This is a genomic window from Streptomyces sp. NPDC057280, from assembly GCF_042668605.1.
Lineage (GTDB): Bacteria > Actinomycetota > Actinomycetes > Streptomycetales > Streptomycetaceae > Streptomyces.
The window spans coordinates 790203-816615 of record NZ_JBHUYR010000004.1 but is presented as its reverse complement, the minus strand read 5'-3'; the positions used below and the strand labels follow the sequence as shown (position 1 = coordinate 816615).

Annotated in this window: 27 protein-coding genes; 14 read left to right on the top strand and 13 right to left on the bottom strand. The window is 72.0% G+C overall.

Going from position 1 to position 26413, the window contains the following annotated elements; all coding sequences use genetic code 11:
- Positions 1 to 39: 39 nt before the first annotated feature.
- From ACFUO4_RS27555 to ACFUO4_RS27545, 3 genes are all read right to left on the bottom strand, one after another.
- Positions 40 to 879 (bottom strand): DUF1206 domain-containing protein, encoded by an 840-nt coding sequence (locus ACFUO4_RS27555; protein ID WP_383489713.1) that lies wholly within the window; start codon positions 877 to 879, stop codon positions 40 to 42.
- A 61-nt stretch (positions 880 to 940) separates the two neighbouring features.
- Positions 941 to 1774: a SigB/SigF/SigG family RNA polymerase sigma factor gene (locus ACFUO4_RS27550; protein WP_383489711.1), complete on the bottom strand. Its 834-nt coding sequence runs from the start codon at positions 1772 to 1774 to the stop codon at positions 941 to 943.
- 186 nt (positions 1775 to 1960) lie between these two features.
- Complete coding sequence (locus tag ACFUO4_RS27545; protein WP_383489708.1) at positions 1961 to 2467, bottom strand: ATP-binding protein; 507 nt, start codon at positions 2465 to 2467, stop codon at positions 1961 to 1963.
- 229 nt (positions 2468 to 2696) lie between these two features.
- Here ACFUO4_RS27545 and ACFUO4_RS27540 point away from each other — a divergent pair, with 229 nt between their 5' ends.
- The 3 genes from ACFUO4_RS27540 (at position 2697) to ACFUO4_RS27530 (ending at position 5172) form a co-directional block, all read left to right on the top strand.
- Positions 2697 to 2915 (top strand): hypothetical protein, encoded by a 219-nt coding sequence (locus tag ACFUO4_RS27540; protein WP_383489706.1) that lies wholly within the window; start codon positions 2697 to 2699, stop codon positions 2913 to 2915.
- Between the two features lie 49 nt (positions 2916 to 2964).
- Complete coding sequence (locus ACFUO4_RS27535; protein ID WP_383489703.1) at positions 2965 to 4443, top strand: aminotransferase class I/II-fold pyridoxal phosphate-dependent enzyme; 1479 nt, start codon at positions 2965 to 2967, stop codon at positions 4441 to 4443.
- Positions 4444 to 4719: 276 nt separating this feature from the next.
- The gene (locus ACFUO4_RS27530) at positions 4720 to 5172 is read left to right on the top strand and encodes a cyclic nucleotide-binding domain-containing protein (protein WP_383489700.1); all 453 of its coding nucleotides are present in this window, start codon (positions 4720 to 4722) and stop codon (positions 5170 to 5172) included.
- Positions 5173 to 5611: 439 nt separating this feature from the next.
- Here ACFUO4_RS27530 and ACFUO4_RS27525 read toward each other — a convergent pair whose 3' ends face one another.
- Positions 5612 to 6910, bottom strand: a complete 1299-nt coding sequence (locus tag ACFUO4_RS27525; protein WP_383489697.1) for an MFS transporter — start codon at positions 6908 to 6910, stop codon at positions 5612 to 5614.
- Positions 6911 to 7021: 111 nt separating this feature from the next.
- Entirely contained in the window at positions 7022 to 7639 is a 618-nt protein-coding gene (locus ACFUO4_RS27520; protein ID WP_383489694.1) for a LysE/ArgO family amino acid transporter, read from the bottom strand.
- 77 nt (positions 7640 to 7716) lie between these two features.
- Between ACFUO4_RS27520 and ACFUO4_RS27515 the strand changes: the two genes are divergently transcribed.
- On the top strand, positions 7717 to 8616 hold the full coding sequence (locus ACFUO4_RS27515) for a LysR family transcriptional regulator ArgP (protein ID WP_383489691.1): 900 nt from the start codon (positions 7717 to 7719) through the stop codon (positions 8614 to 8616).
- On the opposite strand, the gene ACFUO4_RS27510 is transcribed toward ACFUO4_RS27515, so the two are convergent.
- Positions 8605 to 9330, bottom strand: a complete 726-nt coding sequence (locus ACFUO4_RS27510) for a TetR/AcrR family transcriptional regulator (RefSeq protein WP_383489688.1) — start codon at positions 9328 to 9330, stop codon at positions 8605 to 8607. The two genes, ACFUO4_RS27515 and ACFUO4_RS27510, sit on opposite strands and share 12 nt — an antisense overlap.
- 111 nt (positions 9331 to 9441) lie before the next feature.
- Between ACFUO4_RS27510 and ACFUO4_RS27505 the strand changes: the two genes are divergently transcribed.
- Both ACFUO4_RS27505 and ACFUO4_RS27500 read left to right on the top strand, forming a co-directional pair.
- Complete coding sequence (locus tag ACFUO4_RS27505; RefSeq protein ID WP_383489685.1) at positions 9442 to 10647, top strand: saccharopine dehydrogenase family protein; 1206 nt, start codon at positions 9442 to 9444, stop codon at positions 10645 to 10647.
- Positions 10648 to 10755: 108 nt separating this feature from the next.
- Entirely contained in the window at positions 10756 to 11010 is a 255-nt protein-coding gene (locus tag ACFUO4_RS27500) for a WhiB family transcriptional regulator (protein WP_126270003.1), read from the top strand.
- Here the strand turns inward: ACFUO4_RS27500 and ACFUO4_RS27495 are convergent.
- The 4 genes from ACFUO4_RS27495 to ACFUO4_RS27480 form a co-directional block, all read right to left on the bottom strand.
- Entirely contained in the window at positions 10966 to 12798 is a 1833-nt protein-coding gene (locus tag ACFUO4_RS27495) for a sensor histidine kinase (RefSeq protein WP_383489682.1), read from the bottom strand. The genes ACFUO4_RS27500 and ACFUO4_RS27495 overlap by 45 nt on opposite strands.
- Positions 12795 to 13475 carry a response regulator gene (locus ACFUO4_RS27490; RefSeq protein WP_383489679.1) on the bottom strand — a complete coding sequence of 227 codons (681 nt, stop codon included), beginning with the start codon at positions 13473 to 13475 and terminating at the stop codon, positions 12795 to 12797. Before ACFUO4_RS27490 ends, ACFUO4_RS27495 begins: the two co-directional genes overlap by 4 nt.
- Positions 13476 to 13494: 19 nt before the next feature.
- Entirely contained in the window at positions 13495 to 14226 is a 732-nt protein-coding gene (locus ACFUO4_RS27485) for a L,D-transpeptidase family protein (RefSeq protein ID WP_383489676.1), read from the bottom strand.
- Positions 14227 to 14292: 66 nt separating this feature from the next.
- Positions 14293 to 15678 (bottom strand): M1 family metallopeptidase, encoded by a 1386-nt coding sequence (locus ACFUO4_RS27480; RefSeq protein WP_383489673.1) that lies wholly within the window; start codon positions 15676 to 15678, stop codon positions 14293 to 14295.
- A gap of 141 nt (positions 15679 to 15819) precedes the next feature.
- Between ACFUO4_RS27480 and ACFUO4_RS27475 the strand changes: the two genes are divergently transcribed.
- On the top strand, positions 15820 to 16167 hold the full coding sequence (locus ACFUO4_RS27475) for a DUF488 domain-containing protein (protein ID WP_383489670.1): 348 nt from the start codon (positions 15820 to 15822) through the stop codon (positions 16165 to 16167).
- An 84-nt stretch (positions 16168 to 16251) separates the two neighbouring features.
- Here ACFUO4_RS27475 and ACFUO4_RS27470 read toward each other — a convergent pair whose 3' ends face one another.
- Together ACFUO4_RS27470 and ACFUO4_RS27465 are read right to left on the bottom strand one after the other, a co-directional pair.
- On the bottom strand, positions 16252 to 17925 hold the full coding sequence (locus ACFUO4_RS27470; protein WP_383489667.1) for an FAD-binding dehydrogenase: 1674 nt from the start codon (positions 17923 to 17925) through the stop codon (positions 16252 to 16254).
- A gap of 16 nt (positions 17926 to 17941) precedes the next feature.
- Positions 17942 to 18586 (bottom strand): TetR/AcrR family transcriptional regulator, encoded by a 645-nt coding sequence (locus tag ACFUO4_RS27465; protein WP_383489664.1) that lies wholly within the window; start codon positions 18584 to 18586, stop codon positions 17942 to 17944.
- 133 nt (positions 18587 to 18719) lie between these two features.
- On the opposite strand from ACFUO4_RS27465, the gene ACFUO4_RS27460 reads away from it, so the two are divergent.
- The 3 genes from ACFUO4_RS27460 (at position 18720) to ACFUO4_RS27450 (ending at position 21527) form a co-directional block, all read left to right on the top strand.
- On the top strand, positions 18720 to 19349 hold the full coding sequence (locus ACFUO4_RS27460) for an alpha-ketoglutarate-dependent dioxygenase AlkB (protein ID WP_383489661.1): 630 nt from the start codon (positions 18720 to 18722) through the stop codon (positions 19347 to 19349).
- Positions 19350 to 19498: 149 nt separating this feature from the next.
- Complete coding sequence (locus ACFUO4_RS27455; protein WP_383489658.1) at positions 19499 to 20245, top strand: MBL fold metallo-hydrolase; 747 nt, start codon at positions 19499 to 19501, stop codon at positions 20243 to 20245.
- Positions 20246 to 20285: 40 nt separating this feature from the next.
- Positions 20286 to 21527 carry a DUF4032 domain-containing protein gene (locus tag ACFUO4_RS27450; RefSeq protein ID WP_383489655.1) on the top strand — a complete coding sequence of 414 codons (1242 nt, stop codon included), beginning with the start codon at positions 20286 to 20288 and terminating at the stop codon, positions 21525 to 21527.
- Between the two features lies 1 nt (position 21528).
- Here the strand turns inward: ACFUO4_RS27450 and ACFUO4_RS27445 are convergent, their stop codons facing one another.
- Complete coding sequence (locus tag ACFUO4_RS27445; RefSeq protein WP_383489652.1) at positions 21529 to 22407, bottom strand: universal stress protein; 879 nt, start codon at positions 22405 to 22407, stop codon at positions 21529 to 21531.
- Positions 22408 to 22470: 63 nt separating this feature from the next.
- Here ACFUO4_RS27445 and ACFUO4_RS27440 point away from each other — a divergent pair, with 63 nt between their 5' ends.
- The 4 genes from ACFUO4_RS27440 to ACFUO4_RS27425 all read left to right on the top strand — a co-directional run bounded on the left by ACFUO4_RS27440 (position 22471) and on the right by ACFUO4_RS27425 (position 26377).
- Positions 22471 to 22830: a VOC family protein gene (locus tag ACFUO4_RS27440; protein ID WP_383489649.1), complete on the top strand. Its 360-nt coding sequence runs from the start codon at positions 22471 to 22473 to the stop codon at positions 22828 to 22830.
- Positions 22831 to 22896: 66 nt separating this feature from the next.
- Positions 22897 to 24573 (top strand): FAD-dependent oxidoreductase, encoded by a 1677-nt coding sequence (locus ACFUO4_RS27435; RefSeq protein WP_383489646.1) that lies wholly within the window; start codon positions 22897 to 22899, stop codon positions 24571 to 24573.
- Positions 24570 to 26027, top strand: a complete 1458-nt coding sequence (locus ACFUO4_RS27430; protein ID WP_383489643.1) for an ATP-binding protein — start codon at positions 24570 to 24572, stop codon at positions 26025 to 26027. The genes ACFUO4_RS27435 and ACFUO4_RS27430 overlap by 4 nt, the downstream gene beginning before the upstream one ends.
- Entirely contained in the window at positions 26024 to 26377 is a 354-nt protein-coding gene (locus tag ACFUO4_RS27425) for a UBP-type zinc finger domain-containing protein (RefSeq protein WP_383489640.1), read from the top strand. The genes ACFUO4_RS27430 and ACFUO4_RS27425 overlap by 4 nt, the downstream gene beginning before the upstream one ends.
- Positions 26378 to 26413 lie beyond the last annotated feature (36 nt).

The window sequence follows — 26413 nt, the reverse complement described above, 5'->3', positions numbered from 1 at the left end:
CGTACTCCTGCCCCGGGACTCAGGTCACGTCATTCGGTGTCACACCCTGCGCCACCGGGCCATGGCGAACGAGAACAGGCCGAACAGCACCAGGCCCGCCGCCACGCACGCCAGCAGCCATGGGCCCAGAGGGGTGTCGGCGAAGGAGCGGAGGGTGTCGTCGAGGCCCTTGGCCTTGTCGGGCTCGTAGTCGACCGCGGCCCGGACGGCGAAGGCCCCGGCCGTGGCGAACACCAGGCCGCGTGCCACGCCGCCGCCGACGCCCGTCACGTCCACCAGACGCCGCGTCCACGGGGACATCTGGCCGAGCTTGAAATACTTCTGGTAGGACCGCATGAGTGCCCGGCCCCCGATCCACACTCCCGCCACGGCGACCCCGACCCCGGCCAGCGCCACGAGCCACTGGCCGGCGGGCATCTCCAGGGCCTTCGCGGTGACGTCCTTGGACTGCTTGTCGCTCGACCGCTGGCCGCCCCCGCCCGAACCGGCCGCGAACGACAGCACGGAGTAGGCGACGAAGCCGTAGAAGACGAACCGGACCACCGCCAGCAGCCGCTTCTTCGCCGTCCGCCCGTCCTGTCCGACCGAGCCGAACAGCGCCTCGGACAGCCGCCACAGGGCCATGCCGACGAGCCCGGCGCCGAGCGCCCACAGCAGGACGGAGCCGAAGGGCTTGTCGGACAGCTCGGCGAGGGCGCCGCCACGGTCCGCCTGGCGCTTTCCGTCACCGAAGGCGATCTGCAGCGCCAGCGCACCGACCAGCAGGTAGATCACACCGCGGGCGGCGAGCCCCGCACGGGCCGCCCCCTCCGTCACCGAACCGCGCGCCGCGCGTTCCGCGTCCCTACGCCCCTCACGGGCGATGGCTGTCGCATTCATCTCGGCCTCCCGCCCTCCGAATGCCCAGGTCGCAGCCCGGCACACCCGGGGAGCACCGGGTTCACAGCGAGACCTTCTCGCCCAGCGCCTCGGCGCGGACCCGGGCGCAGCTGCGGCTGATCAGCCGGGAGACGTGCATCTGCGAGATGCCGAGCTTGTCGGCGATGCGGCTCTGCGTCATGTCCTCGAAGAACCGCATGTAGAGGATGGCGCGTTCCCGCTCGGGCAGCCTGCTCAGACCCGCCTTGACGGACTCGCGGTCGACCACGACGTCGAAGGAGGAGTCGGAGCTGCCCAGGGTGTCCGCGAGGCTGTATCCGTCGTCGCCGCTGGAGAGTTCGGCGTCCAGGGACAGGGCGCTGTAGCTCTCCAGCGCCTCGAGCCCCGCGGTGACCTCCTCCTCGGTCAGACCGGTGTGAGCGGCGAGGTCGGCCGGGGTGGGTTCGGGGGTGCCCGGCGTCTGGGTGAGCTCGCGGCGGGCCACCCGCACCTTGTTGCGCAGTTCCTGCACCCGGCGGGGCACCCGCAGCGCCCACATCCGGTCCCGGAAGTGCCGCTTGACCTCGCCGGTGATGGTGGGGACGGCGTAGCTCTCGAAGGCGCCGCGTTCGGGGTCGAAGCGGTCGACGGCCTTGACGAGTCCGAGGGCGGCGACCTGCCGCAGGTCCTCCAGGGACTCGCCGCGTTCGCGGAAGCGGCCGGCGATGCGGTGGGCCATGGGAAGCCAGGCGGTGACGAGTTCGTCGCGGACGGCGTCCCGCTCGGGGCCGTCCTCCAGGGCGGCCAGCCGGGCGAAGAGCGTCGCGGTGTCGGGGGCGTCGTCATGCCGCCGCCGGGGCGCCGCAGCCGAGGTGTCGGGGAGGCTGGGACGGCTTGTCGATGTATCGATAAGCATGCGGTATCGCTCCTGACAGATGATTTCAAGGACTTGACCGCGGGAAGAGCGCTGTCCGGACACCCGGAGGGCCCGGGAGCAGCGATGTCACTCCCGTCGGCGCGCCTCCGGTCCGAAGCACGAATGTGCGTCTGCCCTGCCGCCGGGGGAGCAAACTCCGCTTCGCGACGGAAGACAGACGTTGTGTCAGGACAGGGGTACGACCGCGGTGATGCACTTGCCTCCGGAGGCGAGGCCGGTGATCCGGACGTCGTGTGCCAGCCGGCAGACGATCGGCCAGCCGTGGCCGCCCACCCGCCGGCGGCCGTGCGGGTCGACGGGTTCCCCGGTCACCGGGAGCGCGTCGCTGCGATCACTGACGGAGACCCGTACGCCGGGCTCCTCGACGTCCACACGGAAGTCGGTGACGCCGCCGCCGTGCAGGATGGCGTTGGTGGTGAGTTCGGAGGCGACGAGCAGGGCGTCCGCCACGGACTCCCGGTCGCACGAGATGCCGGTGGCCCGGCAGCGGTCGGCGACGGCGCGCTCCACGGCCCGGCGGGCCTCGGCGGGCTTGCATGGGCAGTGCAGCCGGCAGCGGCCGGCCGTGGACGGTTCTCGAAGGGCCGTCGGCGGTGGGCTGTCCGAGGTCACCCGTGCGGTGCCGGGTGCCGACGATTCGGGGGCGGATGGGGTCCTGTGCTCCCTACACATGGTTCTGGGCTCCCTGAAGGGGTTGCGGCACGAGCCGGACCTTTCCGGGCTCCGGGCCATCGTGATCGGGCGGACTCTCACCGGCCGGGCGCGCGGCCGGCCGGCCGCAGCGCTATGCCTCACGCCGCGTGAGCACCGCAGGTCTCTCCTCTTCGGCTGACCGCTGCGGACCGGGTCAAACCTCGATCGCGGGGGCCATCCGGGCGCCGGGACGGGGTACTCGAAGCGCATGACGGATGTCGTGGACTCAGACGAACTGTTGCGCCGTATCCAACGGGCCCGCGCGTGTGCGCTGGAGGAACAGCGGGCCTGGCGGACCCGGGGCGAGGACCTGCGGCCGACCGATCCGGACGCCGCGCGGGAGGCCGGCATAAGGACACTCGCCTTCGAGGCAGTCGTCTCGGTGCTGGACGAGATCCTCACGCCGGGCAAGCGGGCCGGGGCCTGATCACGGGCGGTCGCGATTGGTCTCCCGGCCCACGGGAACCCGGGACCGCATGGCAGTGGATCACACTCGGGCACCGGTACTGGAAGCGCTGGAGACCTATCGGCGCGAGGGCCTGCTGGCCTTCACGCCGCCGGGGCACAAACAGGCGCGGGGCGCCGACCCGGCCGTGCGGGAGGTGCTGGGCGACGCCGTGTTCCTCGGCGACGTCCTCGCGTCGGGCGGTCTCGACGACCGCCTCACCCGGGGCCGGGTCCTGGAGCGCGCCGAGGAGCTGATGGCGGACGCCGTGCACGCCGAGCACACGTTCTTCACCACGTGCGGCAGTTCGTTGTCGGTCAAGGCGGCGATGCTGTCCGTGGCGGGCCCGCACGAGAAGCTGCTGATCGGCCGGGACGCCCACAAGTCGGTCGTGTCCGGGCTCATCCTCTCGGGCATCGAACCGGTGTGGATCGAGCCGCGCTGGGACCCTGAGCGGCATCTGGCGCACCCGCCGTCCGCGGAGGCCTTCGAGAAGGCGTTCGCCGCCCACCCCGACGCCAGGGGCGCGCTGGTCACCAGTCCGACGCCGTACGGGACGAGCGCGGACCTGCGGGCCGTCGCCGAGGTGTGCCACCGGCGCGGGCGGCCGCTGATCGTGGACGAGGCCTGGGGCGCGCATCTGCCGTTCCATCCCGACCTGCCGTCCTGGGCGATGGACGCGGGCGCCGACATCTGCGTGACCAGCATCCACAAGATGGGCAGCGGCCTGGAGCAGGGACCCGTCTTCCACCTCCAGGGCGATCTGGTGCCGCCCGAGGTGCTGAAGCTGCGCGCGGACCTGCTGGGCACCACCAGCCCGTCGGTACTGCTGTACGCCGGGCTCGACGGCTGGCGGCGGCAGATGGCGCTGCACGGCAAGGAGCTCATGGGCGCGGCGCTGGACCTGGTGACCGAACTCCGCTCGGCGATCGGGCAGATCGAGGGGCTGCACGTCGAGGGCCGGGACGATTTCTGCGGTCCCGGGCTGGCCGACGACTTCGATCCCCTGCAGGTGATCATCGATCTTGACGGGCTCGGCATCACCGGGTTCCAGGCCGCCGACTGGCTGCGGGCCGAGCGCAGGATCGAGGCGCATCTCGCCGACCACCGCCGGCTCGGCGCGCAGATCACCCATGGCGACGACCGGGAGACCACCGGCGAGCTGCTGTCCGCGCTGCGGGACCTGGTGCGCGCCGCGCCGAAGCTGCGGCCGGCCCCGCGGGTGGAGGTGCCGGCGCCGTCCGAACTGCGGCTCGCGCAGTCCAGGTCGCCCCGGGACGCGTTCTTCGGCCCTGCCGAGAACGTGCCGGTCAAGAAGGCGGCGGGCCGGATCGCCGCGGAGATGATCACGCCGTATCCGCCCGGGATCCCGGCCGTCCTGCCGGGCGAGCGGCTCACCGAGCCGGTGCTGCGGTATCTGCGGACGGGCAAGGAGGCGGGCATGAACCTGCCCGACCCCAGTGACCCCGAACTGGAGACGATCAGGGTGCTGGAAGCCGAGGCGGAGTGAAACGGGTCACGTGACCGGCTTCGGGTTTCACACCTGCCCTCAGGATGGTTTACCGTTCATTCATACGTGGTCGTGGAGTTGACCCGAAGGGTCCTCCGCTCACCACCTCTGAACTGCCCTGGCTGGCCTCCCCCGTCCAGCCAGGGCTTTTCCTTGTCCGGATGGCTTTCGTGCCGTAAGCGATGCCGTCCGCCGAGGTGCCCTGGGCGGCGGCAGCGGCTGAAATGGGCGTAGGGAAAGCCCCCGAACCGAATCGCCGGCGAGGAGCCCCGCCTCATGACCAAAGCGACGAAACTCCTGACCGCCCTGCCCCCGCCGCAACGGCAGCGTCTGATGACCCTCGCCCGGGAGGTCTCCTTCCCGGAGGACGCCCGGATCTTCGAGGCGGGCGGCACGGCCGACCGGTTCTGGGTCATCCGCTCGGGCGCGGTCTCCCTCGACCAGCAGGTGACGTCCCTGCAACGGGTGACCGTGGCGAGTCTCGGCGCGGGGGATCTGCTCGGCTGGTCCTGGCTCTTCCCGCCGCACCAGTGGGACTTCGGCGCGGTGGCGTTCAGCCCCGTGCGCGCCTACGAGTTCGACGCGGCGGCCGTGCTCGGTCTGTGCGAGGAGGACCCGGCGCTCGGGATGGTCCTGGTACGCAGCGTCGCCGAGATCCTCGCGCACCGCCTGGAGATGACCCGGGGCAAGCTCATGGAGCAGTACTCGATGCGACGCCGGGCCCTGTAGGGAGGGACGACCGGGCGGCGGGTCAGACGCGGTAGGGGCGGAGCGCCGGGACCGGACGGGGCGGCCCGCGAAATCAGATGCGGTAACGGCGGAGCGCCGGGACCTGACGGGGCCGGGCCGTGCGTCAGATGCGCGGTAGCGCACAGCACCCGCATCTGACGGGACCCGCGCCGCAGATCAGACGCGCGATAACACGCACCAGCTGGACCCGACGGGACCGCGCGCGGCAGATCAGACGCGGTGACGCGCAGCACCCCGACCTTGACGGGGCCGCGCGCCGCGCAGATCAGACGCGCGGTATCACGCAGCACCCGAACTGAGAGGAGCGGCCCGTGGGTCAGATGCGGTAGCAGCGCAGTACCGGGACCAGACGGAGCCGCGCCGCAGATCCGACGCCGTAGCGGGCCCCCACCCGGGCCTGACGGTCGCGGGCCGTCGGTCAGATGTGGTAGCGGCGGAGTGCCGGGACTGCGGCGGCCAGGACCAGCATCACGGTGACGACGAGGAGGCCGCCGCCCACCACCGCCGCGCGCGGGCCGAAGGCTGCGCCCGCGGTGCCGTGCAGGACGTCGGCGAGGCGCGGGCCGCCCGCGACGACGACCGTGAAGACGCCCTGCATCCGGCCGCGCATCTCGTCGGTGGCCGCGGACAGCAGGATCGCGCCCCGGAACACCATGGAGACCATGTCCGCGACCCCGGCCAGGGCGAGGAAGGCGACCGCGAACCACAGGCTGTCGCTCAGCCCGAACCCGGTGATGGCCACGCCCCAGGCCACGACCGCGCCGATGACCATCCAGCCGTGCCGGCGGGCCCGGGAGAAGGTGCCGGAGAACAGGCCACCGAGCACCGCGCCGATGGGGATCGCCGCGAAGAGGAGGCCGAGGGCCAACCCCTCGCCGTACGGCGCGTAGGTCTCGCCGGCGAGTTGCGGGAACAGGGCGCGGGGCATGCCGAGGACCATGGCGACGACGTCGGCGAGGAACGACAGCAGCAGCACCTTGTGCAGGGCGATGTAGCGGAACCCTTCGGCGATCTCGCGCAGGCCCGCCCGGCGCTTGGCCGGTGCCGCGAGGGGCGGCAGGGAGGGCAGGCGGTAGACCGCCCACACCGTCACGCACAGCGCCAGGGCGTCGATCAGATACAGCTCCGGCAGCCCGATGACCGGGATCAGGGCACCCGCGAGCAGCGGCCCGACGACCTGGCCGGTCTGGGCGACGGTCGAGCCGAGGGCGTTGGCGGCGGTCAGCTCCTCGGCGGGCACCAGCCGGGCGATGGAGGCGGTGCGGGCGGGCGCGTTCAGGCCCCAGAACGCCTGCTGGAGTGCGAGCAGCAGCATGAGCGTGGCGACGGACTCCAGTCCGGCGAAGGCCTGGAACCAGAACAGCAGGGACGTGAGCGCGATGCCGCTGTTGGTGAACAGGAGCAGCTTGCGGCGGTCCACGCTGTCGGCGACGGCGCCGCCCCACAGCGCGAACACCATCAGCGGCAGCAGCCCGGCGAGACTCGCGTAGCCGACCCAGGCCGAGGAACCGGTGATGTCGTAGACCTGCTTGGGCACCGCGACCGCGGTGAGCTGACTGCCCACGGCCGTGACGACGGTCGAGCTCCACAGCCGGCGGTAGGCCGGGCGGCGCAGCGGGCGGGTGTCCATCGCCCACCGGCGCCAGCCACGCCGGGCCGGCGGGCCCTCGGCCGGGGCCGGTGTCTGCGGTGCTGTGCTGCTCTCGCTCGTGTCCACGGACTTCCTGGTTGCTCGTTACATCTTTCGGGGCCAGGGTTCACTATGGCACTTCCGTCCGAGCATGCGGGACGCGCAATCTCACCTTGTGGAACGGCCGTTGGGCAAGCCTCAGGCGCCGGCGATGAGCAGGGCGCCGAGGGCGATCATCGTCGTGGCGACCAGGCCGTCCAGGACGCGCCAGGCGGACGGGCGGGCCAGGAGGCGGCCGAGCAGGCGTCCGCCGAAGCCGAGCGCCGCGAACCAGACCAGGCTCGCGAGCGCCGCCCCGAGTCCGAAGGTCCAGCGCAGGTCGCCCCGGTCGGCGGCGACGGAGCCGAGGAGGAAGACGGTGTCGAGGTAGACGTGCGGGTTGAGCCAGGTCAGCGCGAGACAGGTGAGCACCGCCCGCCTGCGGGACCCGGCCGCGTCGCCGTCCGTGCGCAGGGCGCCCCCGGCGGGGCGGAGCACCCGCCGGGCGGCGAGGGCGCCGTAGCCGAGCAGGAACGCGCCGCCGATCCAGCCGACCGCGGTCAGCGCGCCGGGCCATGCCACCACCACCGCGCCGACCCCGCCGACGCCGAGGGCGATCAGGGCCGCGTCGGACACGGCGCAGATGCCGACGACGGCGAGCACCGCGTCCCGGCGGATGCCCTGGCGCAGGACGAAGGCGTTCTGGGCGCCGATGGCGACGATGAGCGAGAGTCCGGTGCCGAAGCCTGCGGCCGCGGCGGAGAGGGAGGCGGTCATGGCATCGACGCTAGTCAGAGCCATGAATGGAGTACAGCTAAAGATTCTTACGTATCATTAGTACTCGTGATGTGGTCATGATGGCGGAGCTTCCCCTCGACCAGGTGCGGACCCTGCTCGCGGTGGTCGACGAGGGCACCTTCGACGCGGCGGCCGCGGTGCTGCATCTGACGCCGTCGGCGGTCAGTCAGCGGGTCAAGGCGCTGGAGCAGCGCACGGGCCGGGTGCTGGTGGTGCGGTCCAAGCCGGTGCGGCCGACCGAGTCGGGCGAGGTGGTCGTGCGGTTCGCGCGGCAGCTGGCGCGGATCGAGCGGGACGCGTGGTCCGAGCTCGGCGCGAGTGCCGACGGCGAGCCGACGCGGGTGTCGATCGCGGTCAACGCCGACTCGCTGGCGACGTGGTTCCTGCCCGCGCTGACCGGGGTGCCGGACGAGCCGCCGCTCCGCTTCGAGCTGCACCGCGAGGACGAGGAGCACACGGCGACCCTGCTGCGGGAGGGCCTGGTGATGGCCGCGGTGACGTCGTCGGCGGACGCCGTCGCGGGCTGCTCGGTGCGTCCGCTGGGCCGGATGCGGTACGTCGCCGCGGCGAGCCCCGCCTTCGTGGAACGCCATCTCGGCGGGCCTTTGGGTGAGGCGCTGGCGAAGGCGCCCGTGGTGACCTTCGACCGGCGGGACACCTATCAGGACCGTTTCGTACGGGAGTTGAGGCACGGCAGCGGCGCAGCCGGCCCGGCTCGGCACGCCATCCCGACATCGGAGGGGTTCGTGGAGGCGGTCACGCTGGGGCTCGGCTGGGGCATGGTCCCGGAGGTGCAGGCGGAGGCCCTGCTGCGGGCCCGGCGCCTGGTCCAGCTCGCGCCGGAGCGGCCCGTCGACATCTCCCTGTACTGGCAGCAGTGGAAGCTGGACTCTCCCGCCCTGGCCGCGGTCGCCGAGGCCGTGACGAGGGCCGCCGCGCAAGCGCTACGGAGCTGAGCGGTCTCCGCCCGCCGACGCCGCCAGCTGGGCCTGCGCGCTGTCCAGGAGCATCTCCAGGGCGGTCGGATAGGCGCTGTCGACCATGCGTTTCGCCAGCAGGGGCGCGGCCTCGGCGATGCGCGGGTGGGTGGTGCGGGGCAGGTGGGCGTAGGTCGAGCTCCACATGTCCTCGTCGGCGTGGAGCGCGGCGCTCGGCAGGGCGAGGGAGGCGGCGTCGAGAGCGGCGAAGGCGAGGGTCTGGTCGATGAAGGCGTGGTAGATGCGCACGGTGTCGGGGAGCGGGAACCCGGCCGTGCGGAGCACGTCGAGGACCGCCTCGTCGGCCGCCAGTTCATGGGGACGGCCGGTGACCCGGCTCGTGGTCAGCAGGGCGGCCTGCGGATGGGCGAGGTACGCGGCGTGCAGGCGCAGGCCGACGGCCCGCAGGTCGGCCCGCCACTCCCCCGTGGGCCGCCAGCCGTGCAGGGCCTGTCCGATGAGCGCGTCGCCGATGGCGAGGGTCAGGTCGTCCATGCCTCGGAAGTAGCGGTACAGGGTGCTCGGGTCGGCGTCCAGGGCGAGGCCGAGGCGGCGGGCGGTCAGGCCCGCGCTGCCGTGTTCGCGCAGCATGCGCAGCGCGGTCTCGACGATCAGTTCCTCGGTCAGGACGGTGCCGCTCTTCGTGGGGCGGCGTCGGCGCCGCTTGTCCTCGGGCACCACCGGCTTCGGCACGACCAGGCCTCCCTCGCTTATGCCAACGCCATTGACCTTAAGGGAAGGGGCGGCGTTGTATCGACGGCGGGGCCCCTCACGTCGTAGACCTTCAGCCGTAGGAGTGTTGTCATGCGTGTACTGCTCGTGGGCGCCGGAGGGGTGGGCACCGCCGTCACCCGGATCGCCGCCCGGAGGTCGTTCTTCGAGGCGATGGTGGTCGCCGACTACGACCCGGCGCGGGCCGAGGCGGCCGTGGCGGCGCTCGGCGGCGACGCCCGCTTCCACGCCGAGCGCGTCGACGCGAACGACGAGACGGCCGTGGCCGCGCTGCTGGAGCGGCACGCCTGTGACGTCCTCCTCAACGCCACCGACCCGCGCTTCGTGATGCCGCTGTTCCGCGCGGCCCGTACCGCCTCCGCCACGTATGTCGACATGGCGATGTCCCTGTCGCGTCCGCACCCCGAGCGGCCCTACGAGGAGTGCGGGGTCAAGCTGGGCGACGCGCAGTTCGAGGACGCCGTGGAGTGGGAGAAGGCGGGCCTGCTGGCCCTCGTCGGCATGGGCGTCGAGCCGGGTCTGTCGGATGTCTTCGCGCGGTACGCGGCGGACGAACTCTTCGACGAGATCGAGGAGATCGGCGTCCGCGACGGCGCGAACCTCACCGTCGACGGCTATGACTTCGCCCCGTCCTTCAGCATCTGGACCACGATCGAGGAGTGCCTGAATCCGCCGGTCGTCTACGAGGCCGACCGCGGCTGGTTCACCACCGCGCCGTTCAGCGAGCCGGAGGTGTTCGACTTCCCCGAGGGCATCGGCCCCGTGGAGTGCGTGAACGTCGAGCACGAGGAGGTGCTGCTGATGCCCCGCTGGATCGGGGCGCGGCGGGTGACCTTCAAGTACGGCCTGGGAGACGAGTTCATAGAGGTCCTCAAGACCCTCCACAAGCTGGGCCTGGACCGCACCGAACCGGTCGCCGTCGGCGACGCGCGGGTCTCGCCCCGGGACGTCGTGGCGGCCTGTCTGCCCGACCCGGCGACGCTGGGCGAGCGGATGCACGGCAAGACCTGCGCGGGCACCTGGGTGAAGGGCGTCAAGGACGGGGCGCCGCGCGAGGTGTACCTGTATCACGTGGTCGACAACCAGTGGTCCATGGCGGAGTACGGCAGCCAGGCGGTGGTGTGGCAGACGGCGGTCAACCCGGTCGTCGCCCTCGAACTCCTCGCCGGCGGTGCGTGGAAGGGCGCGGGCGTGCTCGGCCCGGAGGCCTTCCCCGCCGGTCCCTTCCTGGATCTGCTCACCGCGTACGGCTCGCCGTGGGGGCTGCGCGAGCAGTAGGACCGTGTCTCTGCGAACTCTGTTGTTTCACATGCGCATCGACAGGTGACCCGAAAGCGAGTAAGCCATCCGCGAGGGCACGGACGACTTGGAGCGCAGGTGACATCGATGGACAATTGGCGAACCCATGCCGCGTGCCGCCACGAGGACCCCGACCTCTTCTTCCCGATCGGCAACACCGGTCCGGCACTGGTGCAGACGGAGCAGGCGAAGGCGGTCTGCCACCGTTGCCCGGTGCGGGAGCAGTGCCTGGAATGGGCCATGGAGACCGGGCAGGCGATCGGCGTCTGGGGCGGCACGAGCGAGACCGAACGGCGTTCACTGCAACGGCGCCGGGCCCGGGCCGGACGCTCCTCCGGGTAGGCCGGGGACACGCAAGGTGAAGACGCTTCCGGTGCCGGGCTCGCTCGTCGCCTCCACCGTGCCGCCGTGCGCAGCCATCAGGTGGCGGACGATCGGCAGACCGAGGCCGCTGCCCCCGGTGCGGCGGCTGCGGGACTTCTCGGCGCGCCAGAAGCGGTCGAAGACGTGCGGCAGGTCCTCGGGCGCGATACCGCTGCCGGTGTCGGCGACGTCGAGGACCACGTCGTCGCCGTCGGCGCGCGCGGACAGGGTGACCGTGCCGTCGGCGGGCGTGTGCCGCAGCGCGTTGGAGACGAGGTTGCCGAGCGCCTGCCGCATCCGCACCGGGTCGGCGTCCAGCCACGGCTCACCTTCCGTCCTGGTGCGCAGGGTGACGCCCGCCGTGTCGGCCGCGACGCGGTGGGCGGCGGCGACCTGACCGAGCAGCTCACCGGCGGCGACGGGCTCGCGGTGCAGCCGCAGCGTGCCGGCGTCGGCCGCGGCGAGGTCCTGGAGGTCGTCGATGACCCGCTGGAGGACGAGCGCCTCCTCGTGCAGGGAGGCCAGCAGTTCCGGGGCCGGGGCCACGACGCCGTCCCGGGTCACCTCCAGCCAGCCGCGGATGTTGGTGAGCGGGCTGCGCAGTTCGTGGGCGATGTCGCTGACCATCGCCTTGCGCTGGGCTTCAAGGCGTTCCCGGCGTTCGGTGAGGTCGTTGAAGGCCGCGGCGAGGATGCCGGTCTCGTCCCGCGTGGTCACGGGCACGCGCACATGCCGTTCGGGCGGTTGCTGGGCGGCGGCGGTCAGTGCCCGCAGCGGCCGGACGAGCCGGGTGGCGACCACGGCGGTCACCGCGACGGTGACGGCGAGCACGAGCCCGGCGGCACCGACGACCTTGGCCTTGTTGGCCGGTGACATGTCGAACCGCACGGCGGTGCGGTCCCCGCCGCCCAGGAACAGCTCGGCGGCCGGCGCGACATAGGGGTCGAGCTGGGCGCGGCGGGCGCTGTCGACGCATTTCTGCAGGGTGCGGCCGTTCTGCGAGCCGGGCGGTACGTCGAACTTTCCCAGCTGGTAGCGCCCGCCCAGGCTCCGGTCGGTGAAGTCGAAGCCGACGAACAGTGCGTCGGCCAGCTTCACGTCCCGTCGCCCCAGGCAGCCGCGGGCCCGCTCCGTCAGGTCCGCGAGGGCCTTCTCCTCGGTGGGGGCCGGGGTGTTGAGCCGTCCGTCGGCGCACTCGTCGGGCACCTGGTCGTCGTTGCTGAGGACCGGGCGTCCACTGGGTGTCCTGGCGATGGCGGTCTCGATGCCGAACCGGGCGAAGCACTTCTGCCGCGCCAGCGCCAGTTTCCCCAGCTTGGCGCGCTCCTCGGCGGTCAGCCGGTACGGCCCCACCACCCGCGGGTCGACGCCGCTGCGCTGCGCGCCGCGCTCGGTGTAGGTGTCGGTGCGCAGGGGGTCGACGGTGGCGGCGGCACGGGGCGGCAGGGAGGTGCCGGCCGGCGCGGAGTCGGCGACGGGGGTGCGGTCGGTGGTGGTCAGGGCGATCCGGCGGCCGGTCTTCCGGGACAGGGACCGGACGAGCCCGTCGACTCCCTTCCACGTCGGGTGGGTTGCCGCGTACCCGCTCAGCCGGGCGAGGACGTCCATGTCCTCGGCGAGCACCTGCCCCTGTTCCTCGCGCAGGGCCCGGGTGGTCGTCTCCACCGCCAGCCACGCGGTCGCCGCCACCGAGCACACGGCGATCAGCACCGACGCGACGAGCAGCCGGACCGACAGGCGTTTGCGCAGGGGGATGCGGCGGCTCATCCACGGCCGCCGCTGAGCTTGTAGCCGACGCCGAACACGGTCAGCAGCCGCACCGGCCTGCGCGGGTCGGCCTCGATCTTGCGGCGCAGGTTCATGATGTGGACGTCGACGGCCCGTTCGGTGGACGCCCGGTCGATGCCGCGGGTGCACTCCAGCAACTGCCGCCGGGTGAAGACCCGTTCGGGCTCGGCGGTCATGGCGAGCAGGAGGGCGAACTCGGCGGGTGTGCACTCCACCGGCTCGCCGTCGCACCGCACTTCGTGCCGTACGGGGTCGACCTCCACCCCGGCGGCCCGAACGGGCGCCGCGCCTCGTCCGCTGCGCCGCAGCACGGTCCGGATCCGCGCCATCAGCTCGCGCGGGCTGTAGGGCTTGGTCATATAGTCGTCGGCGCCGACGTCCAGGCCGAGCAGCACGTCGTCCTCGCCGGCCCGGGCGGTGAGCATCAGCACCGGGACGTCGCCCTCCCGCCGCAGCGCCCGGCACACGCCGAGCCCGTCGAACACCGGCAGCATCAGATCGAGCACGACCAGATCGGGCCGCAGCCGCCGCACCGCGTCGAGGGCGGCCCCGCCGTCGTGGACGACGGTGACGGTGTGGCCCTCCGCCAGCAGGGAGCGGCGTATGAGTTCGGCCTGCATCTCGTCGTCCTCGGCGACCAGCACATGTGCGCACACCTGGGGAAGCCTAGGCCGCTCAGCGGGCGAGGGAGTCGGTGTCGCCCATGACGACGACCGGGTGGCGGGCCGGATCCAGCGCCCGCAGGAGCTCCTTCATATGCCTCTCTGCGATGCTCACGCAGCCGTGGGTGGGGCCGCCGTGGTCGACGTGAAGCCATATGCCGCCGCCGCGGCCCGCGCCGAGCGGGCGCGTCCAGTCGAGCGGGGAGGTGCCGGGCTCGCGGTTGTAGTTGATCGCGACGACGTAGTCGAAGGAGCCCGCCAGGGGTTCGCCCTCGAAGCCGGTGCCGGTCGCGGTGAAGCCGCCGCCCTGGTCGTACGGCAGCCGGGTGCCGGGGTCGCGGAGCAGTCCGCCGGCGTCGGTGAGGCCGAAGACGCCGATGGGCGAGCGCAGGTCGCCGGCGTGGTGGTCGTCGGTCCAGCCGCGCAGCGCGTTGTGCGCGGGCCAGGTCTGTCCGGCCTCCCAGCCCGCGTCGGTGCGCTCGTACAGGACGACGGCGGACCGCGGGGAGTTCCTGCCGCGGCCGGTGACGACGACGGCCTGCCGGGCGTCGTCCGGCACCTTCGCCCAGGTCTTCGGCCCCAGGCCGGGCAGTTGCTGCGGGGCCACGTCCAGGGAGACCGGCGGCGCGGGCCGGATCGTCGTGGTGACCGGCGCCCGCTCGGGGGTCGCCGCGGTCCCTCCCCCGCACCCCGTGAGCACGAGGGAGGCGGTCAGCAGGACGACGTGGGGTCTGCGAGTGATCATGGGTCGACCTTCGCCGACACTTGTTTGGAACTCGTCAGGTCGGGGGGCCGGGTCGGCTCCCCCTCCCTAGGGTGCGCTCGGCTTGCCCTGTCCGTACACCCAGGTCCGGAACAGACCGTCCAGGTCCTTCCCCGACTCACGCTCCGCGAGCGCCACGAACTGCGCGGTCGTCCCGTGCCCGTCGCGGTGCTCGGCGGTCCAGGCCCGCAGAATCCGGAAGAACGTCCGGTCCCCGACGGCCGTACGCAGCTTGTGCAGGGCCATGGCGCCGCGCGCGTACACGGGCGTGCCGAAGATGTTCGCGCCGCTGCCCGGGTCGCCCGGCGGGAACTCCCACAGGTCGTCGGTCGCGGGACGGGCGTACAGCGCGTCGAAGGTCTCCTGCGCGCTCTCGCCGCCGTGCTGCTCGCCGTACAGCCACTCGGCGTAGGTCGCGAAGCCCTCGTTGAGCCAGATGTCCTTCCAGGAGGTGAGGCTGACCGAGTCGCCGAACCACTGGTGGGCGCTCTCGTGGACGAGGGTGCTCAGGTCCGGCGCCCGGTCGTACACGGGTCGGGTCTGCGTCTCCAGCGCGTAGCCGACGTTCGGGGCGCGGTCGACGATCGAGCCGGCCGCCTTGAAGGGGTACGGGCCGAAGAGCTTGCTCTCCCAGGCGAGCACGGACGGCAGCTTCTTGACGACGGGGTCCGCCGTGGCGGCCTCGCGCGGGTCGACGGCGTTGTAGATCCGGATGCCGTCGCGGGTGGTGGACTGCGTGACCTTGAACTTCCCGATCGTCGCCGTGGCCAGATAGGCGGCCATGGGTTCGCTCTGGCGCCAGCGGAACGTGGTGCGCCCGTGCTCGCTCCGCCTGCCGAGCAGGACACCGTTGGCGACGGCGGTACGGCCGTCGGGAACGGTGATCGTGAAGTCGTACGACGCCTTGTCCTTGGGGTGGTTGTTCGCCGGGAACCAGGTCATCGCACCCTGCGGCTCGCCCGCGACGAAGGCGCCGTCGTCAGTGGGGATCCAGCCGTCGAGGGAGCCGTCCGGGTCGGTGACGGGGGCCGGGGTGCCCTTGTACGTGACGGTGACGCGGAACCACTGGCCGCGGTGCAGGGCCTTGCGCGGGGTGACGGTGAGTTCCTGCCCGCGGCGGCTGAAGTCCGCTTTGTCGTGGCCGACCTTCAGCCCGGTGATCTTGAGGCCGTTCAGGTCGAGGTTCAAGCGGTTCAGGCTCTGGGTGGCGCGGGCGGTGAGGACGGCCTTGCCGTCGAGGTGCTTGCTCGACGGGTCGTATCGGAGGGTCAGGTCGTAGTGGTGGACGTGGTATCCGCCGTTGCCGGCCAGCGGGAAGTACGGGTCGCCGACACCGGCCGTGCCCGCCGACGGGGGCGCCGCGGCACCGAGGAGTGCGGCGAGGGCGACGGGGACGGTTCCGAGCACGACGGTACGTCGGACGACTCTGGGCACATGCGCTCCAACGGTCGAGGGGGGTGGGTGCGGCTTCACACTAAAGGTGATCTCCGTGGAACTCGCCCAGCAACAGGTCAAGTCGCCCCTCGCCCGGAGTTACTCTCCGAACGCCCCCGCCCTCCGGAGAAAGGCCTCGCCGTGAGCGTTCGCGTCCGCCGCGTCTACGAATCGCCCGAACCCGAGGACGGCGTCCGTGTCCTGGTCGACCGCCTATGGCCGCGCGGCCTGTCGAAGGACGCGGCCCGGGTGGACGAGTGGCCCAAGGCCCTCACCCCGTCGACGGAGCTGCGCCGCTGGTACCACGCGGGCGAGGGCTCGTACGAGGAGTTCGCGCGACGCTACGAGGCCGAGCTGGCGGAGCCGCAGGCGGCCGAACTGCTGGACCAGGTGCGCGCGTGGGCGGCCAAGGGGCCGGTGACGCTGCTGACGTCCGCGAAGACTCCGGAGGAGAGCCATGCGGCGGTGCTGGCACGGCTGTTGGGCTGAGGCCGCGGGGGGACGGGCATGCGGATCGCGCGGCTGCGGCGATGGCGCCCGCCGATCACCCGCAGCCGCCTCTCAGCCAACGCCTCACCCCGTCTGCTTCGCCGCCGCCCGCCCCGCCGCCCGGCCCGAGAACAGGCAGCCGCCCAGGAACGTGCCCTCCAGGGCGTTGTAGCCGTGGACGCCGCCGCCGCCGAAGCCGGCCACCTCGCCGGCCGCGTACAGGCCCTCGATCGGGTTGCCGTCGGCGCCCAGCGCCCGGGAGTCGAGGTCGGTCTGGATGCCGCCGAGGGTCTTGCGGGTCAGGACGTGCAGCCTGACGCCGATGAGCGGGCCGGCCTCGGGGTCGAGGATGCGGTGCGGGGTGGCGACGCGGCCGAGCTTGTCCCCGATGTAGCGGCGGGCGTTGCGGATGCCCTGGACCTGGGCGTCCTTGCTGTACGGGTTGGCGATCTGGAGGTCGCGGGCCTCGATCTGCCGGCGGATCTCGGTGGCGTCGAGGAGCGGCTTGTCGGTGAGGGCGTTCATCTTCTCGACCAGCTGCTCCAGATCCGGCGCGGTCACGAAGTCCGCACCCTTGCGCAGGAACGCGTCGACCGGACCGGGAGCGCCCTTGCCGAGGACGCGCGTCTTGAGGAAGCCGACGCGGTCCTTGGCGGTGATGTCGGGGTTCTGCTCGGAGCCCGACAGCGCGAACTCCTTCTCGATGATCTTCTGGGTGAGGATGAACCAGGAGTGGTCGTACCCGGCGATGTCCTCGGTGGTGCGCAGGTGCTTGAGGGTGCCGAGGGTGTCGTAGCCGGGCAGGCACGGGTCGGGAAGGCGGCGGCCGAGCGCGTCGAACCACAGGGAGGACGGGCCGGGCAGGATGCGGATGCCGTGGCCGGGCCAGATCGGGTCCCAGTTCTGCAGGCCCTCGGTGTAGTGCCACATGCGGTCGCGGTTGACGAGCCGTACGCCCGCCTCGGCGCTGATGTCGAGCATGCGGCCGTCGACGTAGGCGGGGACGCCGGTGACCATCTCGGCGGGCGGGGTGCCGAGGCGCTCGGGCCAGTAGCGGCGCACGATGTCGTGGTTGGCGCCGATGCCGCCAGTGGTGACGACGACGGCCTGGGCGGTGAGTTCGAAGTCGCCGATGCGGTCGCGGTTGGACTTCACGCCGCGCGCGGAGTCGTCCTCGGCGAGGACGGTGCCGCGTACGCCGCGGGCCTGGCCGTCCTCGAGGACGAGCGCGTCGACCTGGTGGCGGTGGTAGAAGGTCAGCAGCCCGTCGCGGGCGGCCTGCTTGGCGTGGTTCACGAAGGGTTCGACGACGCCGGTGCCGGTGCCCCAGGCGATGTGGAAGCGCGGCACGGAGTTGCCGTGCCCGTGGGCGCGCAGGTCACCGCGCTCGGCCCAGCCGACCGTGGGCAGGAACTTGATGCCGTGCCCCTCCAGCCAGGACCTCTTCTCGCCGGCGGCGAACTCGACGTAGGCGCGCGCCCAGCGCACCGCCCAGGAGTCCTCGTCGTCGACGCGGTCGAAGCCGGCGCTGCCCTGCCAGTCGCTCCAGGCCAGGTCGAAGGAGTCCTTGATGCCGAGCCGTCGCTGCTCCGGGGAGTCGACGAGGAACAGCCCGCCGAAGGACCAGAAGGCCTGTCCGCCGAGGTTGGCGGCGTTCTCCTGGTCGACCAGGGCGACCCGGCGGCCCCGGCTGGTCAGTTCGTGCGCGGCGACCAGACCGGCGAGGCCGGCTCCGACGACGATGACGTCGGCATCCATGGCGACCGTCCCTTCCTCATGCGGTGGTGTCAGTGGTACTGCCGGTGGTGTCAGTGGTGCTGCCGTCGGTCAGCAGCGCGGTGAGCAGTTGCTTGAGCCAGGCGCGGGCGTGTGCGACGTCCCGGTCGAGCAGCAGCTGGGTGGTGACGCCGTCGTACGCGGCGACGACGGCGTGGGCGGCGCCGTCGAGGTCGGTGAGGACGGCGGGCAGTGCGGTGTGGCCCCGCGCGCGGGCGAGCCGTTCGCGGACCGCCTCGCGCAGCCGCGCCCGGTGTTCGAGGAGGGTCTCGGCGACGGCGGGCTCGCGGGCGGCGTGCACCAGGAAGTCCGTCTTGACCAGCAGCCAGTCCCGGTCGAGGAGCAGCACCTCGGTGACGCGGTCGACGGCGGCGGGGACGTCGAGGTCGGGCCCGTCCAGGGCGAGCGCCCCGGCCACCTGGTCGGCGATCAGGTCGGCACGGTCCCGGTAGAGGGCGAAGAACAGTTCGTCGAGGCTGTCGAAGTTCGAGTAGAAGGCGCCCCGGCTGTACCCGGCGGCCTCGCAGACCTCCTCGATGGAGACGCGCCCGAAGCCTTTGGCCGCGAAGACCGCGAAGGCCGCGTCGAGCAGATTGGCGCGGGTGCGCACCCGCCGCTTCGTCACGCGCCGCGCCGTCTCCATGACCGTCCTTCCAGTCCTTCCCGTTCCCTCGTTTGATACGCGAATGTATCCGATACATCGATGTATCGAAAGGGCCTGGAATCCAGCAGATTTTGATGGGAACAGATTTTCGAATCAGGCGTACCCTGGTGGTATGTCCATGCACCTCCAGGCCTCCCTCTTCGACCAGACCGACCGCCTGAGCCTCGGCCCCCGCGACGGACTCACCCGCACCGAGCTCGGTTCCGGCGCCTGGATCGACGTGCTGCCCGGCTGGCTGACGGGCTCCGACACCCTGTTCGAACAGCTCGCCGCCGAGGTCCCCTGGCGCGCCGAGCGACGCAAGATGTACGACAACGTCGTCGACGTCCCCCGGCTGCTCGCCCACTACGGCCGCGACGACGTCCTCCCCCACCCGGTGCTGACCGAGGCGCGCGACGCGCTCAGCGCGCACTACGCCGACGAGCTGGGCGAGCCGTTCACCACGGCCGGGCTGTGCTACTACCGCGACGGCCGGGACAGCGTCGCCTGGCACGGCGACCGGATCGGCCGGGGCGCCCGCGAGAACACGATGGTCGCCATCCTCTCCGTCGGCGCACCCCGCGACCTGCTGCTGCGCCCGATGCGCGGCGGCGGGGGCACCGTTCGGCGCCCGCTGGGCCACGGCGACCTGATCGTGATGGGCGGCACCTGCCAGCGGACCTGGGAGCACTGCGTACCGAAGACCACACGAGCCGCGGGACCGCGCATCAGCGTGCAGTTCCGCCCGCACGGCGTGCACTGAGGCGGAGAGGCGGCCGCTTCGGACGCACGCAGGGGGCTGCCTCCGGCGGACGGTGCCGGAGGCAGCCCTTCCCCCGCCTCGCACTCCCGCCGACCCATCTGATGGGATGCCCCCGTCGGGCAGGACACCTCCTCACACGCGGGACGATCATGCGGGCTGAAGTGCAGCAAGTCGCCGACGGCACCTACCTCGTGCACGGCTCCAACACCAACTGGGTGATCCTGGCGGAGGGCGACGCGCTCACCCTCGTCGACACCGGCTACCCCGGGGACCGCGAGCTGGTCCTCGACTCCCTCACCCAGGTGGGCGGTTCACCGGAGGCCGTCACGGCGGTGCTGATCACACACGCCCACAACGACCACCTCGGCTCCGCGGAGCATCTGCGCGCCGCGTACGGCACGCCGGTCCTCCTGCACGAGGCCGAAGTGCCGCACGCCCGGCGGGAGTTCCTGCACCAGGTCACCGTCGGCGACGTACTGAGGAACGGCTGGCGGCCGGGTGTCGTGCCGTGGGCGCTGCACGCGATCCGCTCCGGCGGCAAGACGCACGTCCCGGTGACCGCGCCGGAGGCGTTCCCCAAGCCCGGTCCGCTGGACGTGCCCGGCCGCCCGGTCCCGGTGCACACGCCGGGCCACACCGACGGCCACGTCGCCTTCCACCTCCCGGAGGCCGGGGTCCTGATCTCCGGGGACGCCCTGGTCAGCGGCCACGCGACCTCGCGGATCGAGGGCCCGCAGCTGCTGTTGGACATGTTCCACCACGAGCGCGCCCGTGCCGTGGCCTCGCTGGACGTCCTCGCGGAACTGGACGGCGAACTCATGCTGCCGGGGCACGGTCCGGCCTACCGCGGTCCACTCCGTGAAGCGGCACTTCAGGCCAAGGACCGCGCGCTCTAAGGTGAGGTGACGATCTCCGCGAGACGAGGACGAACGGCCCATGGCACTGCAGATCAGCGCGACGAACCCGGAGCACCCCGTGCTCCTGCTGGAGCTGCCGTGGGACGTGCCCCTGGAGGAGTGGCCGGAAGAGGTCCTCGTCCCGCTGCCGCGCGGCATATCCCGGCACGTGGTGCGCTACGCCCGGGCCGGCGACGAGGTCATCGCCGTCAAGGAGCTCGCCGAGCGGCCGGCCCTGAACGAGTACGACATGCTCCGCGACCTCGACCGGCTCGCCATCCCCTCCGTGGACCCCCTCGCCGTGGTCACCGGCCGCACCGACGCCGACGGCAACCCGCTGGAGTCCGTCCTGGTCACCCGGCATCTGGGCGGCTCGATGCCGTACCGCTCGATGTTCGAGACGACGATGCGGCCCGCGACCATGCACCGCCTCATGGACGCCCTGGCCGTCCTCCTCGTCCGCCTGCACCTGGCCGGGTTCGCGTGGGGCGACTGCTCCCTGTCCAACACGCTCTTCCGCCGCGACGCGGGCGCCTACGCCGCCTATCTCGTCGACGCCGAGACCGGTGAGCTGCACCCCCAACTCAGCAACGGACAGCGCGAGTACGACCTCGACCTGGCCCGCGTGAACATCAGCGGCGAGCTCCTGGACCTGGAGGCCTCGGGGGCGCTGCACCCCTCCGTCGACGCGATCGCGTTCGGCATGGAGATCTGCGAGCGCTACCGCAGCCTGTGGGAGGAACTGACCCGTACCTCGGTGTACCCGGCGGGCAAGTACCACTACATCGAGCGCCGCATCCGCCGCCTCAACGACCTCGGTTTCGACGTGGCCGAGATGCAGATCGAGCACGCGACCAACGGCGACACCGTCACCTTCGTGCCCAAGGTCGTCGACGCCGGCCACCACCAGCGCCAGCTGCTGCGGCTGACGGGCCTGGACACCGAGGAGAACCAGGCCCGGCGGCTGCTGAACGACCTGGAGAGCTGGATGGCCACCCAGGACGACTACGCCCCGGGCGACCCCCTCGGCGCCCGCCCCGAGGTCCTCGCGCACCGCTGGGTGCGGGACGTGTTCCGGCCGACCGTGCGCGCCGTGCCGGTGGAGCTGCGCGGTTCGATGGACCCGGCCGAGATCTACCACGAGCTGCTGGAGCACCGCTGGTACCTGTCCGAGCGGGCGCAGCACGACATCGGCCTGGACACGGTGGTCGCGGACTACATCGAGAACATCCTCCCCAAGGCTCGCGAGACGCTGATCCCGACCGATCCCGTGGCCGAGTGACTCAGGCCGGCGGGACGACGGCGACCGGGCAGCCCGCGTGGTGCAGCACGCCGTGCGCCACCGATCCGATGCGCGCCCCCACGGCGGTACGACGGGCCCGGCGGCCGACGACCATCAGCTGGGCCCGCGCCGCCACCGACAGCAGCACCTGACCGGCGCTGCCCATCTCGATGTGCTCGACGACGGGGACGTCCGGGAAGCGCTCCCGCCAGGGCTCCAGGGCCGTCTGAAGCGCCTGCTTCTCGCGCGGCTCCAGACCGCCCGCCTCGTCGAGGAGCTTCAGCGAGCCGGGGCTGTAGGCGAACACCGGGGGCAGCGTCCAGGCACGTACCGCACGGACCGTCGCCCCGCGCGCGGCGGCCGTCTCGAAGGCGAACCCGAGGGCGGCGGCGCTGTCCTCGGGGTCCTCGCCCTGCTGGCCGACGACGATCTCCCGCCCGGCGGCCTCGGCGGTGGGGTCGTCCCCGGCGCGGACGAGCACGACGGGCCGTACCGCCTCCGCGATCACCTGCTGGCCGACTGAGCCGAGCAGGAACCCGACGACCGGGCCGTGCCCGCGTGAGCCCAGCACCAGCATCTCGGCGCCCGCCGCGGCCTCCACCAGCGCCTCGACGGTGCCGCCCTCCAGGACGTCGGTGGTCACGACGAGCCCGTGGTGGCGCACCGCGACGACCTCGGCGGCCTCGGCCAGCGCGTCACGCACCCAGCCGGCCTGCGTCTCCGGGTCGGACAGCACATCGAGCGCCACGTCCACCTGGAACCGCCACACCTGCACCACCCGCAGCTCAAGGCCCCGGCGGACCGCCTCCCGCGCCGCCCAGTCCAGCGCGGCGAGGCTCTCCTCGGTTCCGTCGAAACCCACGGTGATCGGGCGCGTCATACGGCTGTCTCCCTCGGTGGAAATGATCAGGCGGCCGCCTCCAGTCTTCACTACGCTGCCGCCATGAGCCTGGTGTGGGAACAACTGAACGTGGACGCGGCCGATCCGGTGGCCCTCGGCCGCTGGTGGACCGAGGCGCTGGGCTGGGTCGTCGTCAACGACGACCCGGAGGAGTTCGAGATCCGCCCCGAGAAGGACCGGCTCCCGGGGCTGCTCTTCGCCCCGGTCCCGGAAGGCAAGACGATCAAGAACCGGCTCCATCTCGACTTCCGCCCCGACGACCAGGCGGCCGAGGTGGCCCGCCTCCTCGCCCTCGGCGCCCGGCACGCCGGCCCCGCGTACGAGGGCTTCTCCTGGGTCACGCTCCTCGACCCCGAGGGCAACGAGTTCTGCGTGCTGAGCGGCGGGACCCCGCATACCTGAGCGAAGCAGGACGTTCGAACATACGATGGGCGACAGCCACAGCCGACAACCCGGGGTGGGAGACGCATGGCACAGGCCGCCGAAACAGCGCGGACCGTCATCCTGACCGTGGACGACGACCCGGGGGTCTCCCGTGCCGTCGCCCGAGACCTGCGGCGGCGCTACGGCGAGTCGTACCGCATCGTGCGCGCCGAGTCCGGTGAGTCCGCGCTGGAGGCGCTGCGCGAGCTGAAGCTGCGCGGCGACCTGGTCGCGGTGATCCTCGCCGACTACCGGATGCCGCAGATGAACGGCATCGAGTTCCTGGAACAGGCCCTCGACGTGTACCCGGGCGCGCGCCGGGTGCTGCTGACGGCGTACGCGGACACCAGCGCGGCGATCGACGCGATCAACGTCGTCGATCTCGACCACTATCTGCTCAAGCCGTGGGACCCGCCGGAGGAGAAGCTCTACCCGGTCCTCGACGACCTGCTGGACGCCTGGAAGTGCAGCGACTACCGACCCGTGCCCGCCACCAAGGTGGTCGGACACCGCTGGTCGGCGCGCTCGTCCGACGTCCGCGAGTTCCTGGCCCGCAACCAGGTGCCCTACCGCTGGTACTCGGCGGACGAGCCCGAGGGGCAGCGGCTCCTCGCGGCGGCCGGGCAGGACGGGCAGCAGCTGCCACTGGTGATCACGCCGGACGGCACCCCGCTGGTCGCGCCCGAGGCGCCGGAGCTGGCCGCGCAGGTGGGCCTCGCGACCACGCCCACGGCCGAGTTCTACGACCTGGTCGTCATCGGCGGCGGTCCGGCGGGGCTCGGCTCGGCGGTGTACGGGGCGTCGGAGGGTTTGCGGACCGTTCTCGTGGAGCGGTCGGCGACCGGTGGGCAGGCCGGGCAGAGCTCGCGGATCGAGAACTACCTCGGCTTCCCGGACGGCGTGTCCGGCGCCCAGCTCACCGACCGGGCCCGCCGCCAGGCCGCTAAGTTCGGCGCCGAGATCCTCACCGCGCGCGATGTGACGGCGCTGGAGATCAACGGGGCCGCGCGGGTCGTACGGTTCTCCGACGGCTCGGCGATCGCCGCGCACAGCGTGATCCTGGCGACCGGTGTGTCGTACCGGCAGCTGGAGGCGCCGGGCTGCACCGACCTGACCGGGTGCGGGGTGTACTACGGTTCGGCGCTCACCGAGGCAGCCTCCTGCCAGGGGCAGGACATCTACATCGTCGGCGGCGCCAACTCGGCCGGACAGGCGGCGATGTACCTGTCCAAGGGCGCCAAGTCGGTGACCCTGCTGGTGCGCGGACCCGACCTGGCCGCGTCCATGTCCCACTACCTGATCCAGCAGATCAACGAGGCGCCCAACATCTCGGTCCGCGCGCGGACCGTCGTCGAGGCGGCCCACGGCTCCGACCATCTGGAGCAGCTCACCCTGCGCGACGTCGACACCGGGCACACCGAACTCGTCGACGCGCAGTGGATGTTCGTGTTCATCGGCGCGGCCCCGCTCACCGACTGGCTGCACGGCACGGTACTGCGCGACGACCACGGGTTCATCCTGGCCGGCCCCGACCTGACCGCCGACGGTCGGCCGCCGGCGGGCTGGGAGCTGGACCGGCCGCCGTACCACCTGGAGACCAACATCCCCGGGGTGTTCGTGGCGGGCGACGCGCGCGCCGAGTCCGCCAAGCGGGTCGCGTCCGCCGTCGGAGAGGGAGCCATGGCCGTGATGCTCGTCCACCGGTATCTGGAGCAGTCATGAGCGGGCAGTTGATGCCGTGCAGCCCCGCGGAGATCGGGTCGCTGTTCCTGTTCGAGAAGCTGTCCCCCGAGCAGTTGGGGCAGTTGTGCAGCGCGGGGCGGGTCGAGCAGTTCGAACCCGGGCCCGTCTACACCGAGGGTGAACCCGCCACCTGCTTCTACGTGATGATCGAGGGCACGGTCGTGCTCTCCCGCCGGGTGGCCGGGGACGACGTCGAGGTCAGCCGCACCTCCCAACGGGGCGTGTACGCGGGCTCGATGCAGGCGTATCTGGGCGACCGGGTGCCGCAGGTCTACAACAACTCCATGCGGGTCACCGAGCCCACCCGGTTCTTCGTGCTGCCGGGCGAGAAGTTCTCGGACTTCATGCAGGAGTGGTTCCCGATGGCGGTCCATCTGCTGGAGGGGCTGTTCTTCGGTTCGAAGAGCACCCAGCGGGCCATCGGCCAGCGCGAACGGCTGCTGGCGCTCGGCTCGTTGTCCGCGGGACTCACGCACGAGCTCAACAACCCGGCCGCGGCGGCCGTGCGGGCGACGGCGACCCTGCGCGAGCGGGTGGGCAAGATGCGGCACAAGCTCGCCATCATCGCCCAGGGGAACTACGCCCCCGAGGTGATGGCCAACCTCATCGACATCCAGGACCGCACCGCCGAACGCGTCGCCAAGGCACCGACGTTGAGCCCGCTGGAGGCCTCCGACCGGGAGGACGCGGTCACCGACTGGCTGGACGACCACGACATCCAGAACGGCTGGCGGCTCGCCCCCACCTTCGTCCAGGCCGGGCTCGACGTGGACTGGCTGGACCAGGTCGCGGCGGCGGTGGACGAGGAGCTGCTGCCGAACGCGATCGGCTGGCTCAACTACACGGTCGAGACCGAGCTGTTGATGGACGAGATCAACGACTCCACCAACCGCATCTCGCATCTCGTCGACGCCGCCAAGCAGTACTCGCAGCTCGACCGGGCACCCTTCCAGAACGCCGACGTCCACGAACTCCTCGACAGCACCCTGCTGATGCTCTCCGGCAAGATCGGGCAGCAGATCAAGGTCGTCAAGGACTACGACCGTACGCTCCCGAAGATCCCCGCCTACCCGGCGGAGCTCAACCAGGTGTGGACGAACCTCATCGACAACGCGGTCTCCGCCATCAACGGGGCGGGCGGCGAAGGGACGTTGACCGTACGGACCGCTCTCGAGAACGAGCGGCTGCTGGTGGAGTTCCGGGACACCGGGCCCGGCGTGCCGAAGGAGATCCGCGGCCGGATCTTCGACCCGTTCTTCACCACCAAGCCGGTCGGCGAGGGCACCGGCCTCGGCCTGGACATCTCGTGGCGGATCGTCGTCAACAAGCACCACGGCACGCTGCAGGTCGAGTCGGAGCCGGGCGACACCCGCTTCCAGGTGCTGCTGCCGCTCACCGCCGAGGAGAACGACACCATCGAGGAGTTGGCGTGACCGACATCCAGGGACTGGACACCAGCGTGCCGCCGAGCGGAAACGGCTGTGTGGAGTGCGAGGCCGCGGGCGGCTGGTGGTTCCATCTGCGGCGGTGCGCGCAGTGCGGACACGTGGGGTGCTGCGACTCCTCCCCCGCCAAGCACGCGACGGCCCATTTCGCGGAGACCGGGCATCCGTTGGTGCAGAGCTACGAGCCCGGCGAGGAGTGGTACTGGAACTTCGAGACCAAGGAGATGTTCGAGTCCGGTCCCGCGCTGACACCGCCCGACAGCCATCCGGCGGACCAGCCCGCGCCGGGGCCCGAGGGCCGGGTCCCCGCGGACTGGGCGAGGACGCTGCGCGGTTGAGAGCAGGGAACTCCCCCCGCACCCGAACGGGTCGGC

Coding starts and splice junctions, on each gene's coding strand:
- ACFUO4_RS27555 (WP_383489713.1), bottom strand. CDS start 879: ATGAATGCGACAGCCATCGCCCGTGAGGGGCGTAGGGACGCGGAACGC.
- ACFUO4_RS27550 (WP_383489711.1), bottom strand. CDS start 1,774: ATGCTTATCGATACATCGACAAGCCGTCCCAGCCTCCCCGACACCTCG.
- ACFUO4_RS27545 (WP_383489708.1), bottom strand. CDS start 2,467: ATGTGTAGGGAGCACAGGACCCCATCCGCCCCCGAATCGTCGGCACCC.
- ACFUO4_RS27540 (WP_383489706.1), top strand. CDS start 2,697: ATGACGGATGTCGTGGACTCAGACGAACTGTTGCGCCGTATCCAACGG.
- ACFUO4_RS27535 (WP_383489703.1), top strand. CDS start 2,965: ATGGCAGTGGATCACACTCGGGCACCGGTACTGGAAGCGCTGGAGACC.
- ACFUO4_RS27530 (WP_383489700.1), top strand. CDS start 4,720: ATGACCAAAGCGACGAAACTCCTGACCGCCCTGCCCCCGCCGCAACGG.
- ACFUO4_RS27520 (WP_383489694.1), bottom strand. CDS start 7,639: ATGACCGCCTCCCTCTCCGCCGCGGCCGCAGGCTTCGGCACCGGACTC.
- ACFUO4_RS27515 (WP_383489691.1), top strand. CDS start 7,717: ATGATGGCGGAGCTTCCCCTCGACCAGGTGCGGACCCTGCTCGCGGTG.
- ACFUO4_RS27505 (WP_383489685.1), top strand. CDS start 9,442: ATGCGTGTACTGCTCGTGGGCGCCGGAGGGGTGGGCACCGCCGTCACC.
- ACFUO4_RS27500 (WP_126270003.1), top strand. CDS start 10,756: ATGGACAATTGGCGAACCCATGCCGCGTGCCGCCACGAGGACCCCGAC.
- ACFUO4_RS27495 (WP_383489682.1), bottom strand. CDS start 12,798: ATGAGCCGCCGCATCCCCCTGCGCAAACGCCTGTCGGTCCGGCTGCTC.
- ACFUO4_RS27485 (WP_383489676.1), bottom strand. CDS start 14,226: ATGATCACTCGCAGACCCCACGTCGTCCTGCTGACCGCCTCCCTCGTG.
- ACFUO4_RS27470 (WP_383489667.1), bottom strand. CDS start 17,925: ATGGATGCCGACGTCATCGTCGTCGGAGCCGGCCTCGCCGGTCTGGTC.
- ACFUO4_RS27465 (WP_383489664.1), bottom strand. CDS start 18,586: ATGGAGACGGCGCGGCGCGTGACGAAGCGGCGGGTGCGCACCCGCGCC.
- ACFUO4_RS27460 (WP_383489661.1), top strand. CDS start 18,720: ATGTCCATGCACCTCCAGGCCTCCCTCTTCGACCAGACCGACCGCCTG.
- ACFUO4_RS27455 (WP_383489658.1), top strand. CDS start 19,499: ATGCGGGCTGAAGTGCAGCAAGTCGCCGACGGCACCTACCTCGTGCAC.
- ACFUO4_RS27450 (WP_383489655.1), top strand. CDS start 20,286: ATGGCACTGCAGATCAGCGCGACGAACCCGGAGCACCCCGTGCTCCTG.
- ACFUO4_RS27445 (WP_383489652.1), bottom strand. CDS start 22,407: ATGACGCGCCCGATCACCGTGGGTTTCGACGGAACCGAGGAGAGCCTC.
- ACFUO4_RS27440 (WP_383489649.1), top strand. CDS start 22,471: ATGAGCCTGGTGTGGGAACAACTGAACGTGGACGCGGCCGATCCGGTG.
- ACFUO4_RS27435 (WP_383489646.1), top strand. CDS start 22,897: ATGGCACAGGCCGCCGAAACAGCGCGGACCGTCATCCTGACCGTGGAC.
- ACFUO4_RS27430 (WP_383489643.1), top strand. CDS start 24,570: ATGAGCGGGCAGTTGATGCCGTGCAGCCCCGCGGAGATCGGGTCGCTG.